Genomic DNA, 25,076 nt, shown 5'->3' on the forward strand with positions numbered 1-25,076 from the left:
AGATGAGAGAGTTTGCTGTATGGGCATAGGCACAGTTTTTCATGGTTTATCGTAGAGACCGCACAGAAAAAGAGATGGATACATTTTATTAAAAATTATGGCTAAGTCCAAATATGTTGCACAACACACGCCTCCGGAGGGAACGAATAAGCACGGGAGCTGCACCATCTTCTCCGGTTAACCGGTAACAGCGCCTGAACCATCAACCGAAGAAGAAGTTACAGGTACTCGCTGAGGAGGTTTTATAGCTCTCGTTTACCGTACATGCGGCTTGTACGTTGACGCTTTCGTAAAGTTGAAAAAGCCATTCTCACCGAAATTGACCGGTAATTCAGGTAAATCTGATGCAGTAAGCGCCTTGATTTGCTCATTCGCCCGATTCTGTTCATCGATTACAGGGCCTCCATCATCAAGCTGTTTTATTGAGATTACCCTGCCATCAATAAACGTACCATCTCGTTTAATGCGTAGCTTAAAGAGTGGCGCAATACCGTTGAGACCCTTCAGATTAAATTGACGATATGTACAAAAGTTCCCCATTGAATAGGCGATAAATCGCCCCTTGTAACAATCAATTGCACGTGTCACGTGCGGCCCGTGACCCAGTACGACATCTGCACCGGCATCAATGGCGATGCGGGCAAATTCATAAACATTTCCCCTGTTCTCTCCATAAAAAATTTCTTTGTTTTTTGTAACGTGGGAGTGTGCGGATCCTTCTGCTCCTCCATGAAAAGAGACAATGACAACGTCACACATTTTTTTCAGTTTCGTAACAATCTGCCGCACGAGATTATAGTCGTTAATCTGCAGGCAGCCCCTCGTCGGAGCAAAGGCAGTCAAACCGATTCTGACCCCCTTTACCGTAACCGTGTCCCATGGACATTTTTCTAACCCTGCGAAATAAAAACCCCTCTCTCTGAGAACCTTGCAGGTATTATCGCGCCCTTCAGAACCAAAATCATTGGTATGATTGTTTGCCAATGAAAACATGTCCACTCCAGCCTCCCTGAACTGCTCAAGACAAGATTCTGGCTGACGGAAGGCAAAACATTTGGCCGGATCTGAGCATTGCTTGACCTTTCCTCCGCTATTTAAAACAGGGCCTTCCAGATTGGCAAACGTAAGATCCGCATCGTTAAGGATGGTGTAGAGTGGCTGTAACAGCCGTTTATGCTTTGGTGGAAGATAATCAGATGAGGGATAAGTGGATCCCATCATTATATCCCCTACAGCCACGATGGTCAGCGTTGCATCCCCGGTGATGAGCGCTTTTTTCCTGACGTTAACGATCTCCGGCGCTGCCAGAAGTTGCTTGTCTGACACTCTGGATGTTGCCGTGTGCAATGGTATGACCAATGACAGGAGTACTATGGGCAGGAAGAGTGACTTCCAGAACGAGCCCTTGCAAATATTAACCATTATTTTTCCATAATTTTAAGTAATGCAGAAAGGAACATATCAGCCTGAAGTTCATATCCCGCCCGACTGAAATGGATCAGGTCCGGACGGAAAAGTCCATAGGTCTGAAACGGTGCAAGGCCTGCTTCGCCTCCCACAATACCGTAGAGATCCCATGAACTGATCTGCTCCTCATTACTGATCTTTACCAGCTCATCCCTGACTCGCCCGATTTCCGGGTTGATTGTTGTTCGATGGTAACAAGATGGGGGCGGAGTCGTGATAATAAAAAGAGCCGCCGGAGATATACGTTTAAGGTGCGTGATCATTACCCTGACCTGCAAACCAAATTCCTCGGCATTCAATTTCTGGTTCTGGGCCTCATTGGTTCCGAGAGAGATGATATAACAATCTGCATTCAGTGCGCCAATCTGTTCAAAGAAAAGAGGTGAGCGATTATAAGAGGCAAATTCAGCGCCGTTAACTCCAATCGAATGATAAATAACTCCCTTCGCATCTCGCTTTTCGAATGAAACTCCATAAAACTGAAATGCCGTGGAATCAGGAACTTCTCTGGAAAGCGCAATCGAACTGGCTTTCATACCAAAAACGATCTGCTTACCGACCTGCGCACTCGCTGGCACAATCCCCTCCATTTGCCCTTCCTCTCCATTATAGCGTATTTTTAGTGCGCTGCTATTTTTTCCGGTAAACAAGCGTAAACTGTCGAATGTATCTCCCTTTCCTGGTTTCAATCCGATTTCAAGAACAAAATCAGAAGAGTCACTTTGCAATCCATAGCCGCAAATCCCGCACTCCACAGGATTGTTAACCAACGAGATGCGCCCTGCTGACCACACCTTGTCTGATAATGACCATATGTCGGAGGGTGCATTTGTTCTGGCCAACTGCCAGGGAAAGAGGATTCCCCGGCCAGCATTGCCATAACGGCTCTGCAATCCCTTTCTCATGACGCTGGTCATCATGTCAGCCTGGATATGTGAATCACCAAGATGAACAATACTGACAACCTTTTTTTCTGATACAACAGCCAACTTCAGTTTCTCTGATAAGACATTCAGATGCTCAGGGTTGGTAATCCGATTACGTTCACTGTTGATGAAAGCGTAACGAAGCGTATCCGGCATAGTCTGAATTTGGATACGTGAACGATAGGTACGGCTTCTGTGTGTTGCTCCTGCTCGACGCCTCCTGTGAGCTGCAGCTTTTGAGCCTTTTCTGCCTTTCACTGCCACGGAGTGCCGCTTGCCGGTGTGTGCTGTAACATGCCTTTTGTGTACAGCAGTTACTGCGTGCCTTTTGTGCACGGGTTTCGTACTGCCATTTTGCGATGTCATGACAAGAAGAAAAAAAAGAACGATCAAAAATGGTGGCAATACTTTCATAGTAAATTGTATTCGCGTTGGTTATCAATGACGACCCCTCTTTGGCCCCTGATCCTTTCAACATATCAAAACTGGAGGTATATCGGCATGACGGGCTCTGCTGTTTTAAAAAATGCATATACGGCGACAAATGCAATAAAAACGAGGATGGCACCAACAAGGGGCATTCTCTCCAATCCTGACTTGACCATTTCCGTTATGCTGGCCGGGAGAAAATGCAGAACAAAGCCAAGGGCTATCATGATGAGGACAGAGCTGTAATTATCAATAAACGGTGTAAGCGCATCAAATGAGAAATCGAATGCTATCTGCTGCATCATCTGAAATGCAAGATCAAAACTTGAGGCACGAAAAAATATCCAGCCCAGACAGACAACATGAAAGGTCAGGATTATGGATAAGATACGGCCCCACCAGGAACTGCTCTTGTCCTCCTTTTTGGTCAGACCACTCCATAACTTGTGCACAGCAAGCGCCCCTCCATGCAATCCACCCCACACAATGAAATTCCAGCTTGCTCCATGCCACAAGCCACCAAGCAACATCGTGATAAAGAGGTTTATATAGGTACGGAAAGTCCCATGGCGGTTACCGCCAAGAGGGATGTAGAGATAGTCACGGAGCCAGCTTGAGAGGGAGATATGCCACCTTCGCCAGAACTCGGTAATTGAAGCGCTTTGGTAAGGCGAATTAAAGTTATCAGGGATGGTAATGCCAAGCCATTTGGCTATACCTATGGCCACATCACTATAGCCACTGAAATCGCAGTAGATGACAAGAGCATAACCATAGACAGCAAGCAAACACTCCATTCCCGTATGCAGGGAGGGTGCATCAAAAATATAGTTAACAAAATTGATGGTTATATAATCGGATATAACGACTTTTTTAAACAATCCTGTAACTATAAGATAGAACCCTTCGGTGAAATCACGCCCGGTCACCACATAGGGCTTTTTAAGTTGGGGAATAAAGTCGCTTGCTCTGACTATCGGACCCATGACCAACTTCGGGAAAAAGGAGAGAAAGAGCAGGTAATTCAGAAACTTCTTTTCCGGCTCGATTTTCCCGTGATACACATCAATGGTATAACTGAGGTTTTCAAACGTATAAAATGAAATCCCAACAGGCAGAAGAATGTTGAGAGGATTAAAACCTGCATTAAAGGAGTTATTGCATATCTCAAGAAAAAAATTCGTGTACTTGAAATAAAAAAGAAGACCCAGATTACTCACAATACTCAATGCAAGCAGAGATCGTTTTGCTGCGAAATTTTTCTGTTTGTAAATAAGATTTGAGAGGAAAAAATCGATAACAGCCGAAATGATAACAAGCAACACGAAACTCCCACTTGCTTTATAGAAGAAATAAAGTGAAAACAGTGAGAGGATCAACGTACGGATAGTATATTTTTCCCTGAACAGATAGTAGAAAAGAATTAAGAGAAAAAAGAAGTACACAAAAAAACCGTTGTTGAAAAGCAGCGGATTTTGAGGATCATAGAGAAGCTGTCGGATAACGGCAGCGCCATCAATTATAAAAAAATCCATAATTATACATTGATTTCCCGTGGAGTTTCTGATAATCCTTCATGAACGCATGAAAAAAGTGTTGACCAAGGATGGTGGCTCCGCGTGGCGAAGCATGGATATAATCCTTTGCAGCAAGTCGTTCACTACCCTCTGCCCATTTGACGATTGTCCCGTTTCCTCCCATTGTCTGGTAAAGGTTGAAAAACGGAATTTTGTTTTCAAATGCGAGAGTTGCCTGCGTTTTCAGGAGCGCATCCAACCCTTCGGCCGTCCTCCATTCCGACCCATAACGAAATGCCCTGTCAGTACAGCTTACCATTAAAAACTCGGCATTCGGAAGATGTTGCCTGAGTTTTTTCAGTGCAGGATCCATCCCCTGGAAATAGTAATCGAAGTTTTTATCGTGTGGCCTGAACATCATATTGACACCATACTGAATGACGATGAGATCATAGGTGCCATTTTGAGATATCTCGTCAATAAACTCCTCCTCAAACCCTCTTAGTTCGAAACCACTGATCCCCCTGAATGAAAAATTATCGATCATCACTCCATATTCCGGTTCACAGCTTACACCGTAGAGAGCAACTCTTTTTGATGGCACCGAAAGCTCTACTGATTTTCGGGGTGATTTGTCAAGAAGAATTCTGTTAAACAGATGTGGCGCTGCAATCGGTAAGCTCTCATTGTTCACCATGATAACCGTATTGGAGTCGGCTGGACCACATAGCAGCCATTTTTCCAGTACCTGAGAAGAATCCTTGACGGTATTGTCTTTCAGAAAGAGTTTGCCTCCTGCAGAATAAAAAACATGACCCGAGAAAAAAAGAGGGTCTTTAAATGATCTGGTTTTAAAATTGTCATCCTGCCAGAAACCCGTCGATCTTGCGGTGGCACTGATTCTGTACCCGGCAGTAACCGATTTACAGGAGACAAATCCAACTCCACGGTTTCCTGAAAATTGATTCTGCATCAACTCCCGAACGGTCTGTGTAATCAGATCACCTTCAATCAGCGAATCCCCAAACCACGCAATCCTGAGCTTGACTTTTTCTCCCCTGTTGAGTGCCTCAAGTTTTTGCATCATTTTTGGAAGCACAGGTCGAGTGGTGTCTGCCTTAAAATCAACAATCACACCAGGAAGAAGATACTGATTGAACGACAAGCTGTCAGGATGAGCGTGGTTCAGTGCCGCCAGAGAATCAGAAGCATCAGTCTTGCTGGCATACTTGAGGGTTGGCGCTACCGATTCCTGAGGAGGTATAACAGATATTTTGATATCGGACAGGATATCAACCTTGCTGAATAGAGGCCAATAAGAGGAAAGCTGACTTGAAAAGCATGACGCAATAAGTAAAAGAAAAAAAGAGATGGCGGTAAATAGAACTACCTTTTTATTGTGGTTTTGCATTGAAGAGCAATCAATTATTACAGGTTATTCTGTTCAAGAGTTCCAGGAACCCTTTTCTGTATTTCTGGGGGCGTTCAGAATAACCTGAGGGAATTTCTTTTTCTTTTCAATTTTCATTTTTTGCTCTCCTCACTTCTTTGTCCGCAGGCCTGAAACAAAAGCTGTCCGGGAAAAAACTCTGGGTTTTGAATTTGCATAAAAATGCAGCAACACTCTTGTCACGCCGCTGTACAACAACTGCTCCATCCTGCCATATTCCGTTTTCCTGATACCATCGACTCTGGGGAGGATCGCCCTGATTCTGGTGAATATTGTGCACACCATGTCCTCTCCTGAATGGCTCTCCAAAAATAAAGAGCTTTCTCGAATGTACAAGAAGAGGTTCAAGATCACGGAATGCGGCTGGCCCCGTGCCATATTTCCATAAAGCGTACAGCGCCCCTTCCGCAATGGTGGCGGTATTTGCGGAATCCGGCAATGCCTCAATACACTTGCCGGTCGGCTGAAGTTCCGGACTGCGATAGTAATCGAGGGCGCCCGAATCCGGTTCTGAATCAAGCGGATGCCACCCTTCACGGAGATGCAGGAGCGATTGCAACGCATCGGAGCCCAGTTCAACAACACGCCAATGCATTCCATCAGCATCCTTTTTGCTGTCGAGGTCAACAGGACAGCGAAAAATTCTTGCTCCTGCACGAACCTTGAGATTGCAATGATAGTACTCCGTTCCACTGAACGGACGATCGCAATAATAGTTATGCAGTGTACCAACCAGAACACCATAACCGTCGTAAAGTGGCATGAATAAAGCTCGTTGCGCTGTTGAAAAGTCCTGCTGCCGAAAAAGGAGAGTGCAAGTTACGCAACAGCTTAGTTGAAGCCAAGCAGAATTGCGCATGAAGGAACCTTTCCGGCAGTTCCTGCGGTTCATTGAGAACAATTCAGGAACGCCACTTCACTTGACCACCAGGAACCCTCTTTTGGTAGCATTGATGCAACCCATGAAGCAAGCAGATCGAAAATTCTTTTTCAGCGGCAGTGAACAGGAGATAACCGAACATGCAGCCGCGCTGATTGTTGCCGAAGCGTATCGTGCCCTTGCCGATCATGGACGCTTTTCGCTTGTCCTTGCCGGTGGTAACTCTCCCAGACTCCTCTATCAACAACTTGCACATGGGGTTTCCACAGAGATCCTTGAGCGCTATGCACTTGCAATGCCCGACGGGAGTTCGGAATGCAAGCAATCTCTGCACTTCCTGCCGCAGAAGACATGGCTTTTCCAGGGAGATGAACGGTGCCTCCCTCCTGACCATCCCGACAGCAATTACCGGATGATCAGGGAGACTCTTTTGGGGCAATCAGGGATTGCCGGGAATCATCTTTTTCGAATGGCTGGCGAAATGGCTGACCCTGATGCTGCTGCCAGGGAATATGAAGCTGCCATCCACAGCTTTTTCTTTTCCGAAAAGAGCTTGTCGCCTCAGCAGTTGCCACCCTTTGACCTTATCCTGCTTGGCCTCGGCGAAGATGGCCATACCGCTTCACTTTTTCCCGACAACCCTGAAGCGCTTCAGGAAAGCGGAAAATGGGTGGTTGCCCTCAATGCTCCGCAGGCAAAGCCACCGGGAATGCGCCTGACCCTGACCCTGCCGGTCATCAACCATGCACGGAACATACTCTTTTTTACCCCTGGCAATAAAAAGGGAGAACTGGCAAAAACAATCTTTCTTGAAGAGGAGCAAAGCGTTCCGGCCAGTCTCGTTAAACCTGAACAGGGTCGACTCTACTGGTTTGCTGCTCAACTGTAGATACCCTGCACCGATTCCGGACCCCAGGAAAAGAGCGAATAGGATTCCGGTGGTTGAGTGCCAACAGCCTCCCTGATGGAATCAATAATCGCCCAGGAGTATTCGACACTGTCCTGACGGATAAAGTTCATCTGTTCACCTGCCATGGCATCAAGCAGCAGGCGGTGATAAGGAGTTGCGCCAACCTCATCAAACGAAGTCTTGTAATCGAATTTCATGAAGACGGGATCGGTAATCACCGCTTCGCCCGGTCGTTTTGCCCCGAACTTGAGGGCAATGGTCTCTTCCGGCTGGATGCGCAGTATCACCTGATTGGCTGTATAACTACAGCTTTCGGCTGGACCAAAATAGTTCTGGGGAGGACACTTGAAGGTAATGACAATCTCGGTCACCGTTTCGGCAAGATTCTTGCCCGCCTTGACAAAAAAGGGAACATCCTTCCATCGCCAGTTATCGACAAAAAATTTTATCGCAGCAAAGGTCTCAACGGTTGAGTCGGGAGCAACATTTTTTTCAGAACGGTAGCCATCATACTGGCCAAGAACAATGGATTGCGCTGCATGTTCTGGCGTGAAGGGACGAATTGAACGGAGCAGCTTCGCTTTTTCATCGCGCACCGATTCGGCTGAAAAATCGACAGGCGGCTCCATGGCAACTGATGCAAGAAGCTGCAGTGCGTGATTTTGCATGATGTCGCGCAGCAGACCAGCCCCCTCATAGAAGGAGCCGCGATCACGGATACCGAACTTTTCAGCAATGGTAATGGAGACATTTGCAATATAATGGCGGTTCCAGAGGGGTTCAAAAATCCCGTTTGAAAAGCGGAAGACCATGATGTTCTGTACCGTCTCCTTGCCGAGGTAGTGATCGATACGGAAAATCCGCTCTTCGTGGAAAACCTCTCCAATAACCGTATTGAGTTCACGCGCCGTCTGCAGATTCCTTCCGTAGGGCTTTTCAACAATGATTTTCCGCCACCCAGGGAGGGAAACATCTTTTTCTCCAAGTCTAACATACTGCAGGTTCCTGACAATGATCGGCGCAAGAACGGGCGGGGTTGCCAGATAGAAGAGGATATTCCGGCAGGTGGCGGAATCTGCCTCACCGCTCATAATCGCTTTTTGCAGGGCATGATACTCTTCTCTCTCGGCAAAATCAACCCCTACATAAAAGAGCCGGGCAGAGAAACGGGCATAAGCCGCTTCATCGCGCAGAAGATCAGGCAATACAGCGACCATCTTTTCACGTACCAGTGAGCGGAACTCTTTATGAGAAAGAGCTGCTCGCCCAACACCAAGAATGCGGTACTCATCGGGAAGATGCCCCCAAAGAGCAAGTTCATAAAATGATGGGAAAAGCTTGCGCGCGGCAAGGTCGCTGTGTGCACCAAAAATGACAATGGTACAATTATCGGGTTTTTCCTGCATGGTTGTGCCCGGTTATGGCTTGATAATGAAGGCGTGTCCTCCGAACTCATGACGCAATGCAGCAACTGCCCTGTCGGATAGATTTTCATCGGAACGTGAACGGTAACGGCTGAAAAGAGAGGCTGCAATCACCGGAATCGAGACCTCATGTTCAAGAGCAGCCTCAACCGTCCAGCGCCCCTCTCCTGAATCGGCAATTGATCCCTTGAGATAAGCCAGGTTGGGATCCTTCTGCAGCGCCTGTACCATCAACTCCATCAGCCAGCCACGGATCACCGAACCATGAGCCCAGACACGGGAAACCTCTTCAAGATCAAAATCATAACGGCTTGCATCAAGCAGATTGAACCCTTCGCCCATAGCCTGCATCATGCCATATTCAATACCATTATGAACCATTTTGGCAAAGTGGCCGGAACCTGAACGACCCATATAGCCATAGCCATTTTCCACACAGAGCGCCTTCAGCAAGGGCTCAAGAGCGTCATAAGCCGCTTTTTCGCCACCAACCATAATGCAGGCGCCATGCCGTGCCCCTTCCAGACCTCCGCTTGTACCGGCATCAAGAAAGTTGACCCCATCCTGCCCGAGCCGGGAAGCCCTCCGTTCAGAATCCTTGTAGTGTGAATTACCGCCATCAACAACACTATCGCCACGCTCAAGCAGGGGAAGAAGCTGCTCAATCGTACGGTCAACCGGATCTCCGGCAGGCACCATCAGCCAAATCAGACGAGGAGCATCGAGCATACCGGCAAGCTCCTGCAAAGAGGCGGCAGCAACCGCGCCTTTTGCAGCCAGGTCAGCAACCCTCTCTTCCATCAAATCATAAACAACAAGATCATGACCACACTCAAGCAGATGCTCCGCCATATTGAACCCCATTTTCCCCAAACCAACCATCCCTGCTTTCATAACACTCCATCAACATTATCAGGCACAATAGCCATCCCGCTCATCCCTCAAAACTCAATACTCGCTCCTCAGCACTCCTTTTTGCTCGATCCACCAGCTCCTGATAGCGGTCAATCACGAAACCGTTCACTGCAGACCATGACTGCATCTCCGCATAGGCCAAGCCACAAGCTCTCAACTCCCGGTAGCGGAGAGAATCACCGAGCAGTGCAAGACATTTGCCGTAAAAATCATCAACACACCCTTCATGAACAACAAATCCAGCAGCAGAACGGTCAGCAATATCACGACAACCACCAACATCAGAAACAATGACCGGAAGGCCCGAGGCAAGAGCTTCGAGCGCAACATTGCAAAAAGCCTCTGTTGTTGAAGGAAACAGAAAAATATCACCGGATGCATAGGCTTCAGGCAGCTCTTCCCCGGTCAAATAACTGGTAAAAACAGCTTCGGGCATTCTGCGCTTCATCTCCTCCTCTTCAGGACCGGAGCCAATCATGACAAAGCGAACCTGGTCGGCATATTCACCCTGCATAAAGCGATCGTAGACGCTCATGACAACTTCAATATCCTTGTAGAGCACAAAACGACCGGCATAGACAATAACCGTTCGCCCTGTTGCATTCCACTCCGATCGCAGTTTTTCGGAACGACGGAATGGATCAAAAAGCTCCTTGTCAACTCCTCTCGACCAGATTTCGATGTTTCGGATAGCATAACCCGCCAGTTTGTGCCGCACACTCTCATTTGGAGCCAGCACCATATTACAATTGTTGTAAAACCAGGTCAGATATTTCCATGCATGTTTAACGGCGAACCCAAGCCGGTAGTAGCTGAAGTAGGAGGGGAAATCGGTATGAAATGCCGAGGCCACCGGAATGTTCTTGTTTCTGGCATAAAGAAGAAACTTTCTGCCGATAATGTCAGGTGTCGAAATGTGCACGATATCCGGTGCAAACGCGTCAAGCTGACGGCGGGTCTCGTTGGTAAAAAAGCCAAGTTTATAGTCTGGATAAAGGGGGATCGGCACAGAAGGCATTCTGCGAACGGTTAAACCACTGTGATTATCCCCTTTTGTCACATCCGGAGACCAGACTGCTACCCTGTGACCTTTTTTCCTGAATGAAGAGACCAGTTGATAGATGGATTTTACAGCACCGTCCTTGTCTCTGACATACGTCCCGGCGTATAAGGCAATCTTCATAAGAGAGAAATATACAGACTATATCGATTCAGTTTCCTGAGTGCCAAGAGCCTGAATAAATTTCCGGTTCGGCAACAGGTTTGAACCAAAGGTAACATTTCCCCGGAAAAACCCATCACATCCCTCGCATTCACTTCACCCCCAGAGAGAGCTTCGCAACAATGGGATGAACCAATCTTTTGTAACTTTCATAGGACAACCGTAACAGCTCGGTATGGGCTCCGGCATTGAAAGCAATTTCATCATCATCCTCAAGTTCTTCCGAAACATAGACATCCATACCATAGAGGTTGCCGAAAGGGGGCATGGCGCCGGGTTCGCATTCCGGAAAAAGTCCGGAAAATTCTTTCTCGTCTGCAAGTTCAACGTCCCGGGTACCTGTCAGTTCACGCAAAAGCTCAAAATCGAGCTGACGGGAAGCCGGCAAAACAACCATCGCCATTTTTCCGGCAATGGTGACAATGACGGTTTTAGCGAGCTCTTTTCCGGGAACATGAGCCGCTGCGGCTATTTCCTGAGCCGTATAGGCTGCAGAGTGGCTGACCACGAAATACCTGACGGCATGGCTGTCAAGAAACTCCCTCAATTTACGGATAGGCATGGCAACCTCACTTGATTAAACAGTTACAAGATGTCAAAACAGTCAAAAAGCCTCACTTCAAAACCCTGCTCTCAGACCAAGGAGCACGTTGTGATTATCGATAGTGTACTTCTTGTGCTCTGCAAGCTCAGGATCGTTGGCGACAAGATAGCGATACTGCACCTCAAGGGTTACGAGGGGCGCAACATCAAACCCGGCTCCGGCACCAATCTGCCAGGCAAAGACCATGTCATCGACATTGCCGCCAATGCCATCATCCTCTTTCACATTGGCCAAGCCAACTCCCGCAGAGATAAAGGGTTTGAGCGGAGCAACAGGCAAATCCAGATCAAAAGAGAGATTGCCCATGTATGTTGTCATCACCAGAGAGCGGAGACTCTTTGAAACTCCACTGTTCTGTCTACCCAATTCCGCTTCAATGCGATAGGGGCCATTATCAAGCCCAACCGCACCCGCAAGCATATACCCTGTGTCATAAGAGAGTGGTGTGATTTCAGAATCAGAGAGCATGGATACAGCAAAGCGACCGCTCAGATAAGGTTTCGCCGCAAAAGCAGATGAAACTGAAGATGACAGCGCTACAAACCCGGCCAAAAGAGCTACTGCTGCTTTTTTCATAACGGACTCTCTTTTTTTCTTTTTCCGGAAAGATAATCGTCTCTTTTTAACTCATATTAACAAAATAACACTTTACTCCAACTCGACCAAGCCGGAGGCGTTCCTCATTCCTGCCACCCATTCTTTCAGCACGGGTAAGGATGCCTGGTAACCCGCCTCAATGAGATCAGGAATCTGGTCGAAATCGATGAGATTGAATTTCGACAGATTTGGCGAAATAGATAAATCTGCATCGGCTATCTGTATGGCTGTTGTATTGGTAAGCGAACTGTAAAATGCGTTCAGCAAAATTCCGATAATATTTTCAGGTTTTTTGAAAACATGAAAGGCCAGAAGATCAACACTGACAATCGATTCCGCACCATTTTCCACAAGTGGGGAGACGGGAACATTTTCCACAAGCATACCATCGACAAGGAGCGCACCGGAATAATCAACTGGTCTGAAAATACCGGGAATACAACTGCTTGCCATCACCGCAGCAGCCACATTCCCTTCGCTGAAAACAACTTTTTTGCCGGTTCCAATATCGGTTGCGACCATAAAAAGCGGGATCAAGGCGTCTTTGATATCTTTCTCTCCGAGCAGCTCAGTTACAATACCGCCAAATTTTTTATTCGTCAGGATACCGTACTGCGAAAGCGACAGACTCGACAGATCAAACCAGTCCATAGAAAAGGCAATATCGCGAATATCCTGCCAGCTTTTGCCAAAAGCATAGAGCGAAGCAATAAAGGCGCCAATACTGGTGCCACTGACCATGGATACCGAAATCTGCAATTCAGCCAGCGCCCTCAGCACACCAACATGAGCGGCACCGAGGACAGCTCCTCCCCCGAGTGCAAGAGCAGTTTTTTTCATCTCTGGAAAAAGGTAACAAGGCGTTTAAGGAGTCCGAATTTTGTACTGCTGTACGGAGGGTAACGCAAATCGGGATCGGGATAGAGCGAGCGGTGCATGAGCGTGCGCTGAAAGGAAAAGGTATCAAACCCCGCCTTGCCATGATAGGCCCCAAATCCACTGTGGCCAAGCCCGCCGAAAGGAAGGTTATGAAGCGCCGCCTGGAAGAGGAGGTCGTTGATACAGACTCCGCCTGAACGGGAGTGGCGCACGACCCGTTCCTGTACAGCACGATCGGAAGAGAACAGATAGAGTGCAAGCGGCTCCTTTCCATTGCGGATGATTTCAAGCGCATCTGCAAGATCCGAATAGGCAATGACCGGCAGCAGGGGAGCAAAAATTTCCGACTGCATAACGGGAGAGGCTGGCGTCACTCCACGAAGAATGGTGGGGGCAATGTAGCGCTCTGCCTGGTCGCACCCTCCTCCACTCCAGACTGATGAACCGTCAAGCAGTTTTTCAACCCGCATGAAGTGATCCATCGTGACAATACGGGGATAATCGGGACTCAACCGGGGGTCATCACCGTAAAAATCGGTGATGGCTTCCTGCATGTAACGCAGCAACTCCGCTTCCCGTTTTTCGTTTACCAGAACATAATCAGGCGCAAGACAGGTTTGCCCTCCGTTTAAAAACTTGGCCCAGACAATTCTGCGAGCTGCCACCCTGAGGTCACTGCTCTCTTCAACAATACAGGGACACTTTCCCCCAAGTTCGAGGGTCAATGGAGTCAAATGCTTCGCTGCGGCAAGCATGACCTCCCGGCCAATCGCAAGACTGCCTGTATAGAAAATGTACCCGAATCGCTCAGCAAGCAGAGCCTTTGCCACCTCTGCACCACCCTCAATCACCCTGACAGCGCTCCGGTCAAGATAGCGACCCAACCCCTCGGCAATCAGTGCTGAACTGTGAGGAGCGAGTTCCGATGGTTTGATGACAGCACAGTTACCGGCAGCAAGTGCGCTGACAAGAGGTGCAAGAGAGAGGTTGATGGGATAGTTCCATGCCCCGATAATAAGCACGACTCCATAGGGCTCATGGTAACATGAACCTTTTGCGGGCTGATAGATGAGCGGAATGGAAACCCGGAGAGGCTTCATCCATGATTTGAGATGCTTCAGTGCGAAGCGGATTTCGCCACGAAGATACCCCGTCTCGGTCAGAAAGGTCTCCGCCTCAGACTTCCTGAAATCATCATGCACGGCTGCAGCAATCTCCTTTTCACGATCGAGGAGAAAGGTTTCAAGTGCAAGAAGCTGAGAACGCCTCCACGGAAGGTCACGGGTTACACCGCTCTCAAAGGTCTCTCTCAATACCGCCAACTCAGGAAAAGAGCTCTCTTTTTGCATGGAGGAGGGGGTAAAATCATCCAACAAAAATATTACAGCTACAACGTAACGAAAAAACGAGTACCATCTTGCCAAAACCTTTTTACAGCTTCTGAATTTTTGCCGGGCACAATCTGTTCAGTACATTAAGTTTCACATTATTTTGGATAAAAAACAGTTACCCTAATATCACCCCTTATGGAATGGATCACGCAGCCGGAAGCCTGGATTGCCCTGGCGACATTAACGGCTCTGGAAATTGTACTCGGCATCGACAATATTATTTTTATTTCAATTATCGTCGGTCGGCTCCCGGAACAGCAGCGAAGCAAAGGCAGAATTATCGGACTTGGGCTCGCCATGCTGACCAGAATTGCCCTTCTGCTCTCCATTACCTGGGTTATGAGCCTGACAACAGGCCTTTTCACCCTGCTTGATCACCATGTTTCAGGACGCGACCTGATCCTGATTGGCGGAGGACTCTTTCTGCTTGCAAAAAGCACACAGGAGATTCACCAGAGTCTTGAGGGCTCGGAAGAGGAAAAAAAAGGCAGTTCCAATGGAAGCTTCATCCTTACCATGTTGCAGATTGCCATTATCGACGTTGTCTTTTCGCTTGACTCGGTCATCACAGCCGTTGGACTGGCAAAAAATATCGAGGTGATGATCATCGCCATCATGATCTCGATCGGCATCATGATGGTTGCCTCAAAATCGATCAGCGATTTTGTTGATGAGCATCCAACCATCAAGATGCTTGCCCTGAGCTTTCTCATTCTTGTCGGCGTCACCCTGCTGGCCGAAGGGGCCGGTTTTGAGATTCCAAAGGGATACATCTATTTTTCCATGGCTTTTTCCATCTCGGTTGAAATGCTCAATATCCGACTGCGCAAAAAAGCTCCGAAGCCAGTCCGTCTGCATCCAACCATGAATATTGACGGAGATGGCGCCTGAACACTCTTGTCATCCGCCATATCGCCGTTGCCCTCGACGGTTCACCGCACAGCATCGCCGCACTGTCAGCCGGAGCCGAACTGGCCCGGCTGTTCCATGCTGATCTGGTTGGCATTTTTGTTGAAGATATCAATCTGCTGCGGATGGCAGAACTGCCCTGCAGCCATGAAAACAGCGCCGAACCTGAAAATATTGAGCAGGTGCAGCTTGAACGCTCACTGAAACGACAGGCAAGAGAGGCTGAAAGCACCTTACAGCGCATTGCCGGAGAGCTCATGGTAGAGCACTCGTTCAGGGTATGCCGGGGATTGGTGCCCGCAGAGGTGATTCTCGCTGCACATGAAGCCGACCTCCTTCTCCTCGGTCGCAAAGGCCGGTCACCCTCCTGCCGCAAAGGACTCGGCTCAACAGCAAGAAAGGCTCTTGCTGAAGGAAAACGGCCGCTCCTCTTCATGCGTACCGGTTTTACTGCAAAAGAGTGGCCACTTCTGGTACTCTATGATGGCTCCAAAGGAGCACAACAGGCTCTCGGCGCCGCCCTCGACCTCGCACAACCGGGCATCATGCTCAATGTGCTGATCCTTGGAGAAACCCCGGAAGAGGCGCAGATGATGGAGCATGAACTTTCCTCCAGCATGATGGTTCCTGATACCGATCTTGCATACTATCACCTCCCTCTCCATGACGAAAAAACGCTGGCCCAGTATATCCGCATGGCCGATTCAGGCCTGCATGTCCTGAGCGACCGGATGCGCCTGCCGACAGAAACCGTGCACAACCTCATCAATGAGATTGATTCTCCTGTGCTGCTGGTGTAGTGCGCGGTTATTCCACACCATCAGACGCAATTTTCCCGTTACAACCGGATGAATTATAAGGCGTTGAAGAACTTCTCACACTTTCATGAAAGCACCAGACGCTCCATAAGGATGGCGGCGGAGACTGCGGCGTTGAGCGATTCAACCCGCACGCTTCTGCCGCTGTGGGGTATGCGCACCAGCCGATCGGCCAGCGCTTTTACGGGTTCACTGATGCCGTTGGCTTCGTTGCCGATCACGAGCACCTGTTTTGCGGGCCAGGAGCTGAACTCACGAAAATCCTTTCCTTCAAGGGATGAAGAGGTAATGGAATAGCCCTGTTTCTTAAACCAGAGGAGTTCACGCTCAAGTCGATCAACACCATAATGGCGGATGGCATAGATGCTTCCGGCACAAGAGCGGACTGCCTTGGCGTTATAGCGGTCGGCTGTTCCGGTGCTGCAAATGAGGGCATCAGCTCCGAACCAGACCGCTGTTCTGAGAATGGTACCTACATTGCCCGGATCCTGAACATCATCAAGCGCAACGATGAGTGATTTGTCGGACGTTGCAGAAACCGCTTCTGCAGCAGGCTCAACCGGACGCTGCTGACGGAAAACACCGAAAATCCCCTGCGACGTTGCGGTTTCGGAAAGCTGGGCGCACTCTTTTTCGCCTATGGAAAAGAGCTTTCCCTTCCAGGGTTGAGCAAAACGGGCGACCTCCGCTTCTCCCTCCCTGACAAGCAGAGCGACAAGCATCTCCTCACTTGGCAGGTTGAGGCAGAGCTCCCTGACCGTACGGAGCCCTTCGGCAAGAAAGAGGCGCTCCTGATCCCTGAACTTTTTCTGATGAAGTTTAACGTACTTCTGAAGCTTCGCTTTGCTTAAGGGCGTGGTTGCAACGGGTTTCATGTGTGCGATCCCGCTCTTTTCAGACTTGCAATCATCGATTTCGGATCGTGGGAAAAATCCGCTGGAGGCACACCAACACCCTTTGAAAGAGCGGCGCCGTCCAGTTCAATGGAAAAGCCTTTATCCCCGCTCTCCGAAGCCTCCTCTGAACCACTCATACTGCGCCGGATATAGTCGTCAAAACTCTCACTTTCCATGGAATAACCCTCGATAATGCATGACTTCCGGCTGGCAGCTCCGCCTGAAGAGGCCTGTTCATCAATCATGCAGGTAATCCTGAGCATGACCTCCTGTCGTGAAAGAGTACCCAGACCCGCTTTTTGCACAAGGGAGCTGAAAGAGGCTTCATCTATCTTTTCCATCAGTTGCAGCAGTTTTTCAAGCCCCCCGTACATCCCGGCATGGAGCCGAATTGCCTCTTCAATCGAGAGGCTAACCGGAGCAGCCGGGGAAGCGCTCTTATCACTCAGGTGTTCCCGATGAGCGGGTGACATACTGTTTCCTTTCGGGCGCATCACTTTTTTCCCCCCGATAAACTCCTCATCAACATCATACTCCTTCAACCGATCCTGCATGATGCCTTCGCGCTTCTGCATCGCGCGCCGCATGGAAACCGAGTCAATCTCCCTCCGCTCCACCAGCAGCAGGCGTACAACGACCGCAATACCGGTCAAAGCCGCGACAACAATAAAGCAGAAGAGTATAAGCTCCAGCCGCAGCCCGAAAAGCAGAACAACCAGCACCTCGGCGAAAATGAGCCCGGCAAAAAGCGCCAGCAGCAATTTCAGAAAAAAACGGTCATTCATAATCCCTGCTTCTCTTTTATATCGTTATGGAGTAACTGACTCAAGAACAGAAAGAGAGGAGCATCCTGATTGCAGAAGAGTGCCCGCAGTTTCTGATGTTGATCATGCACAGCAAATGTAAGCCTTCCTGATGAAACAGGTGCAACAGAATATGGCATATACCTCACGCTCAACTCATTGGATTGGTAATAATCGCTTGTCGCATTCCCTGTGGGCGCCGCTCGAAAACAACCACACTGTCGTAACAGGCAATGCAATCCGTAGATTTGGTAAATGTTGAAACCGGAAGAATCTCTCTCGAATGAACAGCGTTCAGCTCGTCCATTTTATGCTTTGCATATTCGATAAAGGTGTTCGGAAGCTCTAATCCACCGCCATATTCAGGCCAATAGCAGGTGTGGGTATCCTCCACCATATAGATTCCGTTAGGTTGCACCCTATCGTACATCAACTCGAATGAGGAGACCATATGATGCATCATGTGACTTCCGTCATCAAGAACAATGTCAACCCAGGGGTACTTATTGAATATCTGCTGGATCAGGGCGGGATCATCCTGGCTGCCTATAAATATTTCGACTCCATCCGATTCATGTACCTTGCATTCCGGATCAATGTCAATACCGATGATCTTTGCCTCCTTGCCAAAGTACTCTTTCCACATTGCGAGCGATCCGCCACCAAAAACGCCGATTTCAATCATGACGGGCGCCTTGCCTCTGAATCTTGAGAAATGCCGCTCATAAATATCGAAATAGTGAAGCCATTTATGCAATCGCTTCGCTGAATTACCAAGGAAATACTTGTGCAGGAAGCCATCTCCGGAATAAGTCATCGTCTTGAAATTGACACTGTGGAAGAATCAAGAACAGGGTATGCAGATGTTTTTCAGAGCCGATAAAGCTGATCCAAGCGACTCCTCCTGAAACATAAATCAAACAGACCCATAAATCCAATTCAGTACCGGATTTCCCTTCCATCTTGAACACGTCATCAGCTCAATACAATGAACCCTCAAAAAAAATGAACTTAACAAACCAAACACCATATCGAAGGGAGAGTCCATTGAAGGATCAAAAAAAAGCGGCAGTAGAGAGCCACTGCCGGTAAAATTTGTACGCGAAAAACGTTACAAATCAAGAGATTCCTAAAAAAAGAGCCACAACCCTACACTTCACACACGGTATTAAAGTACAAAATAAATATCGTATTGACGTAATAAAAAAGAGCCGGGTTCAGAATCGCCTCTTTCCTGATTGACGATTTTCATTTTCATTGCAGATAAAATGGCAAATCTCTCTTCAGAATTTCCGAAAGATTGTTATCGTTAAAGGCAACCCACAGGTTCCACTCTGTTAGATGGCAACTGATTTTCAGGAGCCCTTGGGAAAATGAAACAGTAACGCGTACATGCTGGAAAAAAAGGTTGAACTGATTGCGCCTGCCGGCGACATGACCGGATTGCTTACTGCACTGAAGGCGGGAGCGGATGCGGTTTACTTCGGAGCCGAGGGCTATAACATGCGTGCAGGGAGCAGCAATTTCACTCCTGCTGATTTTCCTGCCATCAAGGCTCTCTGCAAGGAATACAATGCGAAAAAATACCTCGCACTGAATACCATTGTCTATGACAATGAACTGAAAAAGATGACGCAGACCATCGCCGTAGCAAAAAGGGTGGGAATTGACGCCATCATTTGCTCGGACATGGCGGTAATTGAGGCCTGCAGGAAAGCTGGAATACCCTTTCATATCTCGACACAGGCATCGGTCAGCAGTTACAGCGCTGTAAAATTCTATGCCGCTCTCGGGGCAAAAATGATTGTACTCGCAAGAGAGCTTACCATTGAACAGGTACGCCATATTACGAATAGCATAAAGGCAGACGGGCTGGATGTGCAGATTGAATGCTTTGTTCACGGCGCCATGTGCGTTGCCGTATCGGGGCGTTGTTTCATGTCACAGGATCTGTTCGGCCGCTCGGCAAACCGTGGTCAGTGTGTGCAGCCGTGCCGTCGGGAGTATCTCATTACCGATCCGGAAGAGAAGGAGGAACTTGTGCTTGGAACAGATTATGTGATGAGTCCAAAGGATCTCTGTACGGTGGAATTTATTGATGTGCTGATGGATGCGGGAATAACCGCCTTCAAAATCGAAGGGAGAAGCCGCAGCCCGGAATATGTGCATACGGCCACAACAGCATACCGCAGCTCGATCGACTTCTGCACCACCCGCCGCAACGACCCGGAATTCAGAAATGAGTACAGCAAACTGACAACACAGCTCAAGGAGGAGCTTGCAACCGTTTACAACCGTGGATTTTCGAAAGGCTTTTATTTTGGCAAGCCTCTTGAAGAGTGGGTGAGGGAGTACGGTTCACTGGCCAAAGAGAAAAAGAGCTATATCGGTGAGGTACAGAAATATTATCCAAAAGTGGAGGTTGCCGAGATCCATATCCTGGCTCGCGGCCTTAAAAGCGGCGACAAACTCTCCATCCAGGGGGCAAAAACCGGTGTCGTCACCGCCTTTGCCGACTCCTTTTTAACCAATGACCGACCCGATCTCGATGCCATCAAAGGCGACAATGTTACCTTGCGGTGTGCCAAGGTAAGGAAACATGACAAGGTTTATCTTCTTGAAAAAAGAGCGTAAACCGAACGATTTTACGTACCTTTACCAGTGCAATGCTCTTTTGCAGGATGAGAGAAACCGGAGCTTGAGCGATGATCTACAAAGTCATTTCCAAAGAGGAGTTCACAAAGTTTATAGGGGCCCTGGTCGAAAACAACCGCTCTTTCGGGCCCAGGGAGGTTGATAGAGATCACCGTGGCAATCCTGTTTACCAGTTCCAGCCGGTACAGTCGGCCCGTGATATCGCCTTCGACTATACCGCCACGGCATCGTCGGCGAAGCATTTTTTTCTTCCTTTCCGCGAAGAGTTGTCGCGTTTTCTTTTTCGCGGGGATGACTGGGAACAGCAGATTGCCTACGAAGCAACACCGATAGTGCTCATCGGTCTGAGAGCATGTGACATCAGCGCCCTGAACATTCTTGACGACGTCCTGCTCAACGGCCATTTTCCATCACCCTACTATCTGGCCAAACGCAAAAACACCTTTGTTATCGGCATGGATCATCTGCCCCTGCCGGACTGTTTCTGCAAATCGATGAACCATCATACGGTCACGACCGGCTTCAACCTCTTCTGTTCGGATATTGGCGACCACTACTACCTCTCGATCAATTCGTCAAAAGCATTTAATTTTCTCAAGGAGTTCGAGACCCGCGACCCAAATTATGACGATAATTGCGCCCTTGTTGAGCGGCGCAAACAGATACAGAATGGTTTTGAAACTGAAATTGATGTCACGGGGCTTCCAACCATTCTCGACATTGAGTTCGACTCCACCGTCTGGGAAAAATGGGGCAATAAATGCCTGAACTGCGGAAGCTGCGCCATGGTGTGCCCCTCCTGCTACTGCTACTCGGTCACGGAATCATTCGACACCAGCCTGAAAGTGGCTTCACGCGAAAAAAAGCTTTACTCCTGCAATCTTGTTGATTTCGCAGTTGTTGCCGGCGGACACAATTTTCGTCCGAAGAACGGCGACCGACTGAAATATCGCTATTATCACCAGCACCGGGGATTTGCCGAAAACGCCAATCAGCAGATCTGTGTGGGATGCAATCGGTGCGGCAGGGCATGCCTTGCCGGGATCAACCCGAAAGAAGTGATCAACGACCTCAGAATGGAGAAAGAATCATGCATGATCTGCGTTTCGTCATCCCCTGCCAGGACATAAACCGGGAGGACTTCGCCTCATCGGCACCTGATTTCAACCGGCGGTCGGAGGTATTGAAAACCGACTTTGGCTACAAGTGCTCCGTTACCAATATCGTTCGTCTCACCGAACAGGAGAAGCTTTTTCAGCTCCGCATTATCGATCCTGTCGAGCGCTCCCTCTTCAGGTTCAGGCCCGGCCAGTTTCTCATGCTCGAAGTGCCCGGCTATGGTGATGTGCCGATCTCGATTTCAAGCTCCAACAGCAATCATGAGTTTCTGGAACTCTGCATCCGCAAGGCGGGCCATGTGACCTCTGCCCTTTTCACGCTCACAGAGGGTGCCCATGTTGCCATAAGGGGCCCTTTTGGATCGGCATTTCCGATGGATGAGATGAGCGGCCATAACGTTCTGCTGGTTGCCGGAGGGCTCGGCATTGCGCCGCTCCGTGCACCGCTCTACTGGATCAATGAACACCGCGACCGATTTCTTGACGTTAACCTGCTCTATGGTGCAAAAGAGCCCTCGCAGCTTCTCTTCACGTGGCAGTTCGACGAGTGGAAGATGATCAACCATATCAACCTGCACACCATTGTTGAACATGGCGACAGCGGATGGAAGGGAAAAAAGGGCATGATCACTGATCTCTTCAACGATATTTCAATTGATCCCGCCAAAACGTGGGCCATCGTCTGCGGCCCGCCGGTCATGTTCAAGTTTGTCTGCGGTTATCTTGACCGGCTTGGCATACCCATGAACCGCATGTTCGTTTCGCTGGAAAGGCGGATGCACTGCGGCATGGGAAAATGCTGCCGATGCATGGTTGGCTCCACCTTTACCTGTATTGACGGCCCGGTTTTCGATTACTGGACGGTCATGAATCTCAAGGAGGCCATTTAGAATGGGAGAACTAATCGCTCACCAGGGAGTCTCCTTTGAAAGGCTGAAAATAGCCTCCTTCGACTTCACCTGCTGTGAAGGATGCCAGTTGCAACTGGCCAACCGGGAATCAACACTTGCGGATTTTCTCAATCTTCTTGATATCAGAAATTTCCGGGAGCTCTCGTCGGAACAGCACGACGATTACGACATCGCCCTCATTGAGGGAAGCATCAGCCGCCAGGATGAGGTCGAGCGACTGCTGAAAATACGGCAGCAGGCAAAAATCCTTGTGGCATTCGGCACCTGCGCCTGCTTCGGCGGGATCAACAGCCTGAAAAACCGCTTTCCCGCCAGGGAGATGATTGATGCGGTTTATCCCGGAATGCCGATTGAAACCCTTCCGGTACGCAAGATCAGCGATGTGGTCAAGGTTGACCTCTCCATACCCGGATGTCCGGTTGACAAGAGGGAGGTGGAGCGGATTGTGGTAAGCCTTGTTCGTGGCTCGCAGATTACGCTCCCGAAATACCCGGTTTGTGTGGAATGCAAGGCACAACTCAACACCTGCCTCTTCGAACTTGGCGAAATCTGCCTCGGACCCATCACCCGCGCCGGATGCAATGCCGTTTGTACAACCGGAAAAACGCCCTGCCTCGGATGCCGGGGCCCGTCAGAGGAGATCAACATGCCAGCCTTTCTTGATCTTGTCAGGCAAAGAGGGCTGAGCTTCGACGACCTGCAGGAAAAACTGGCTTTTTATAACGCATTTGAAGCATTCCAAAGCCATGAAGCGTGACTACGCGATTGCTATCCATCACCTCTCACGGGTTGAAGGGCACGCAGACATCAGGATAACCGTCAGGAAGGGCCAACTGGTCGAAGCCCAATGGGCCATTGTTGAAACCCCAAGGTTTTTTGAGGTAATGATCAAAGGGATGAGCGCCGAACGAGTGCCCTTTCTGACCTCAAGGATCTGCGGCATCTGCTCGATCAGCCACGCCCTTGCAAGTATCAGGGCGCTTGAACGAGCCATGGCGATAGCACCGCCGGTTGCTGCCGAAAAAACAAGGCTGCTGGCCATGCACGGTGAAACCCTGCAAAGCCATGCCCTGCACCTCTTTTTTCTCATCGCACCGGATTTTGCCAACAGCGCCAGCGTTCTGCCGCTGATGGAGTCACACCCCGATCTGGTAAGGGCAGGGCTGCAGCTCAAGGAGCTTGGCAACGAAATCAGCGCCATAACTGCGGGACGATGCACCCACCCGGTCAGCCTTGTGGTGGGAGGGCTCAGCAAGGCCCCCGACAAGGAGAAGCTTCTCAACCTTCGTACCATGATTCAGGAGAGAAAGCCTGCGCTCGCCACGGCATCTGCTTTTTTCCGCTCCCTCGTCATGCCTGATTTCACGCGCGAAACCGAATTTATCTCATTGCGCAATGGCTCAAGCTACCCCTCAATCGGCGGCAGCCTGGTATCGAGCGACGGTGTCAAGCGGGAAGAGAATGACTATCTCTTGATGACCAATGAGTACACAATGGATTTTTCCACCTCAAAATTCACCCGGCTGAGCCGTGAATCCTCGGTTGCCGGAGCGCTGGCACGCTTCAACAACAACCATGATCTGCTGCATCCTGGCGCAAAGGAGGCTGCGGAAAGCCTGGGGCTCAAGCCGATCTGCCACAACCCCTTCATGACGAACATCGCCCAGCTTGTAGAGTGTGTTCATATTCTTGAGGATGCTGAACAGCTCATCAACTCGCTGCTCGACATGGAGCTTCGGGAGATAAAAACACCATATGTACCCCAGGCCGGAGCCGCCACGGGAGCGGTTGAAGCGCCACGCGGAATTCTCTATCACCATATGGAAACCGATGCTGCGGGAAAAGTGGTCAAGGCAAACTGCATCATCCCCACTACCCAGAATAATGGCAACATCCACCATGATCTGCGTGCACTCACCGAGCAGGGGCTCAGGGAGGGGAAAAGCGACAGGGAGATTGAAAAGCTCGCCACCATGCTGGTGCGCTCCTACGACCCCTGCATTTCATGCTCGGTGCATTAGGGGGGCTTGCCGTTACCTGTTGCACCCTGCCGGTCAGTTCGGCAAGCCCGTTTCTCTGAAGCGGATCTCCGACATCAATAAATCACGTTGTCGATACTGTTCGGTATAAACGTACAGGCACATCGAGAATCCCGCAGGCGCTGATGAGTTTTTTTCTATTTTATTCAACCAGATCAGCCTGATACACACGTTGAGCAAGTCTGCCCTGTATGTCGATAAGGAGAAGCAGTGTCTTTTTCGGAGAGATCATGGTACAAGTTTCAAATGAAAGCGATGTCCGGTTAAAGCCATCAACGTTATTGAAAGGTAATTATTAAACCCAATTTTTTCCGCT

Annotated in this window: 23 protein-coding genes; 8 read left to right on the forward strand and 15 right to left on the reverse strand. The window is 49.2% G+C overall.

Annotated features, from left to right (window positions below):
- Positions 1-255: 255 nt before the first annotated feature.
- From PPHA_RS12220 to PPHA_RS12240, 5 genes are all read right to left on the reverse strand, one after another.
- Positions 256-1,326: a CapA family protein gene (locus PPHA_RS12220; RefSeq protein ID WP_190273999.1), complete on the reverse strand. Its 1,071-nt coding sequence runs from the start codon at positions 1,324-1,326 to the stop codon at positions 256-258.
- 95 nt (positions 1,327-1,421) lie between these two features.
- Positions 1,422-2,807, reverse strand: coding sequence for an SGNH/GDSL hydrolase family protein (locus PPHA_RS12225; RefSeq protein ID WP_012509135.1), 1,386 nt, complete (start codon positions 2,805-2,807; stop codon positions 1,422-1,424).
- A gap of 65 nt (positions 2,808-2,872) precedes the next feature.
- Positions 2,873-4,357, reverse strand: coding sequence for an MBOAT family O-acyltransferase (locus PPHA_RS12230; RefSeq protein WP_012509136.1), 1,485 nt, complete (start codon positions 4,355-4,357; stop codon positions 2,873-2,875).
- A complete protein-coding gene (locus tag PPHA_RS12235; protein ID WP_012509137.1) occupies positions 4,338-5,750 on the reverse strand; it encodes an SGNH/GDSL hydrolase family protein in 1,413 nt (470 codons plus the stop codon). Before PPHA_RS12235 ends, PPHA_RS12230 begins: the two co-directional genes overlap by 20 nt.
- 106 nt (positions 5,751-5,856) lie before the next feature.
- Positions 5,857-6,552, reverse strand: a complete 696-nt coding sequence (locus PPHA_RS12240) for a YukJ family protein (protein ID WP_012509138.1) — start codon at positions 6,550-6,552, stop codon at positions 5,857-5,859.
- Between the two features lie 94 nt (positions 6,553-6,646).
- On the opposite strand from PPHA_RS12240, the gene pgl reads away from it, so the two are divergent.
- On the forward strand, positions 6,647-7,558 hold the full coding sequence (gene pgl, locus PPHA_RS12245) for a 6-phosphogluconolactonase (RefSeq protein WP_012509139.1): 912 nt from the start codon (positions 6,647-6,649) through the stop codon (positions 7,556-7,558).
- On the opposite strand, the gene zwf is transcribed toward pgl, so the two are convergent.
- The 7 genes from zwf to PPHA_RS12280 all read right to left on the reverse strand — a co-directional run bounded on the left by zwf (position 7,549) and on the right by PPHA_RS12280 (position 14,569).
- Positions 7,549-8,985 (reverse strand): glucose-6-phosphate dehydrogenase, encoded by a 1,437-nt coding sequence (gene zwf, locus PPHA_RS12250; protein WP_012509140.1) that lies wholly within the window; start codon positions 8,983-8,985, stop codon positions 7,549-7,551. The two genes, pgl and zwf, sit on opposite strands and share 10 nt — an antisense overlap.
- Positions 8,986-8,997: 12 nt before the next feature.
- Complete coding sequence (gene gnd / locus PPHA_RS12255) at positions 8,998-9,897, reverse strand: phosphogluconate dehydrogenase (NAD(+)-dependent, decarboxylating) (RefSeq protein WP_012509141.1); 900 nt, start codon at positions 9,895-9,897, stop codon at positions 8,998-9,000.
- 40 nt (positions 9,898-9,937) lie between these two features.
- Complete coding sequence (locus PPHA_RS12260) at positions 9,938-11,101, reverse strand: glycosyltransferase family 4 protein (RefSeq protein ID WP_012509142.1); 1,164 nt, start codon at positions 11,099-11,101, stop codon at positions 9,938-9,940.
- A 130-nt stretch (positions 11,102-11,231) separates the two neighbouring features.
- The gene (locus PPHA_RS12265) at positions 11,232-11,702 is read right to left on the reverse strand and encodes an aminoacyl-tRNA deacylase (RefSeq protein ID WP_012509143.1); all 471 of its coding nucleotides are present in this window, start codon (positions 11,700-11,702) and stop codon (positions 11,232-11,234) included.
- Between the two features lie 57 nt (positions 11,703-11,759).
- Positions 11,760-12,320: an outer membrane protein gene (locus PPHA_RS12270; protein ID WP_012509144.1), complete on the reverse strand. Its 561-nt coding sequence runs from the start codon at positions 12,318-12,320 to the stop codon at positions 11,760-11,762.
- Positions 12,321-12,392: 72 nt separating this feature from the next.
- Entirely contained in the window at positions 12,393-13,181 is a 789-nt protein-coding gene (locus PPHA_RS12275; protein WP_012509145.1) for a patatin-like phospholipase family protein, read from the reverse strand.
- Entirely contained in the window at positions 13,178-14,569 is a 1,392-nt protein-coding gene (locus PPHA_RS12280) for an aldehyde dehydrogenase family protein (protein ID WP_012509146.1), read from the reverse strand. The genes PPHA_RS12275 and PPHA_RS12280 overlap by 4 nt, the downstream gene beginning before the upstream one ends.
- A gap of 177 nt (positions 14,570-14,746) precedes the next feature.
- Between PPHA_RS12280 and PPHA_RS12285 the strand changes: the two genes are divergently transcribed.
- Together PPHA_RS12285 and PPHA_RS12290 are read left to right on the forward strand one after the other, a co-directional pair.
- Positions 14,747-15,502 carry a TerC family protein gene (locus PPHA_RS12285; protein ID WP_012509147.1) on the forward strand — a complete coding sequence of 252 codons (756 nt, stop codon included), beginning with the start codon at positions 14,747-14,749 and terminating at the stop codon, positions 15,500-15,502.
- 62 nt (positions 15,503-15,564) lie between these two features.
- Complete coding sequence (locus PPHA_RS12290) at positions 15,565-16,320, forward strand: universal stress protein (protein WP_397234060.1); 756 nt, start codon at positions 15,565-15,567, stop codon at positions 16,318-16,320.
- An 83-nt stretch (positions 16,321-16,403) separates the two neighbouring features.
- Here PPHA_RS12290 and PPHA_RS12295 read toward each other — a convergent pair whose 3' ends face one another.
- The 3 genes from PPHA_RS12295 to PPHA_RS12305 all read right to left on the reverse strand — a co-directional run bounded on the left by PPHA_RS12295 (position 16,404) and on the right by PPHA_RS12305 (position 18,854).
- On the reverse strand, positions 16,404-17,213 hold the full coding sequence (locus tag PPHA_RS12295) for a TrmH family RNA methyltransferase (RefSeq protein ID WP_012509149.1): 810 nt from the start codon (positions 17,211-17,213) through the stop codon (positions 16,404-16,406).
- Positions 17,210-18,019: a hypothetical protein gene (locus PPHA_RS12300; protein ID WP_012509150.1), complete on the reverse strand. Its 810-nt coding sequence runs from the start codon at positions 18,017-18,019 to the stop codon at positions 17,210-17,212. Before PPHA_RS12300 ends, PPHA_RS12295 begins: the two co-directional genes overlap by 4 nt.
- 169 nt (positions 18,020-18,188) lie before the next feature.
- A complete protein-coding gene (locus tag PPHA_RS12305) occupies positions 18,189-18,854 on the reverse strand; it encodes a class I SAM-dependent methyltransferase (protein ID WP_012509151.1) in 666 nt (221 codons plus the stop codon).
- Between the two features lie 575 nt (positions 18,855-19,429).
- On the opposite strand from PPHA_RS12305, the gene PPHA_RS12310 reads away from it, so the two are divergent.
- The 5 genes from PPHA_RS12310 to PPHA_RS12330 all read left to right on the forward strand — a co-directional run bounded on the left by PPHA_RS12310 (position 19,430) and on the right by PPHA_RS12330 (position 24,742).
- Positions 19,430-20,671 (forward strand): peptidase U32 family protein, encoded by a 1,242-nt coding sequence (locus PPHA_RS12310; protein WP_012509152.1) that lies wholly within the window; start codon positions 19,430-19,432, stop codon positions 20,669-20,671.
- Positions 20,672-20,742: 71 nt separating this feature from the next.
- A complete protein-coding gene (locus PPHA_RS12315) occupies positions 20,743-21,822 on the forward strand; it encodes a 4Fe-4S dicluster domain-containing protein (RefSeq protein ID WP_012509153.1) in 1,080 nt (359 codons plus the stop codon).
- A 53-nt stretch (positions 21,823-21,875) separates the two neighbouring features.
- On the forward strand, positions 21,876-22,700 hold the full coding sequence (locus tag PPHA_RS12320; RefSeq protein WP_041526892.1) for an FAD/NAD(P)-binding protein: 825 nt from the start codon (positions 21,876-21,878) through the stop codon (positions 22,698-22,700).
- A gap of 1 nt (position 22,701) precedes the next feature.
- Entirely contained in the window at positions 22,702-23,478 is a 777-nt protein-coding gene (locus PPHA_RS12325; RefSeq protein WP_012509155.1) for an NADH-quinone oxidoreductase subunit B family protein, read from the forward strand.
- Positions 23,468-24,742, forward strand: a complete 1,275-nt coding sequence (locus PPHA_RS12330) for a Ni/Fe hydrogenase subunit alpha (RefSeq protein WP_012509156.1) — start codon at positions 23,468-23,470, stop codon at positions 24,740-24,742. Before PPHA_RS12325 ends, PPHA_RS12330 begins: the two co-directional genes overlap by 11 nt.
- Positions 24,743-25,076 lie beyond the last annotated feature (334 nt).

The sequence above is a fragment of the Pelodictyon phaeoclathratiforme BU-1 genome, assembly GCF_000020645.1.
Lineage (GTDB): Bacteria > Bacteroidota > Chlorobiia > Chlorobiales > Chlorobiaceae > Chlorobium > Chlorobium phaeoclathratiforme.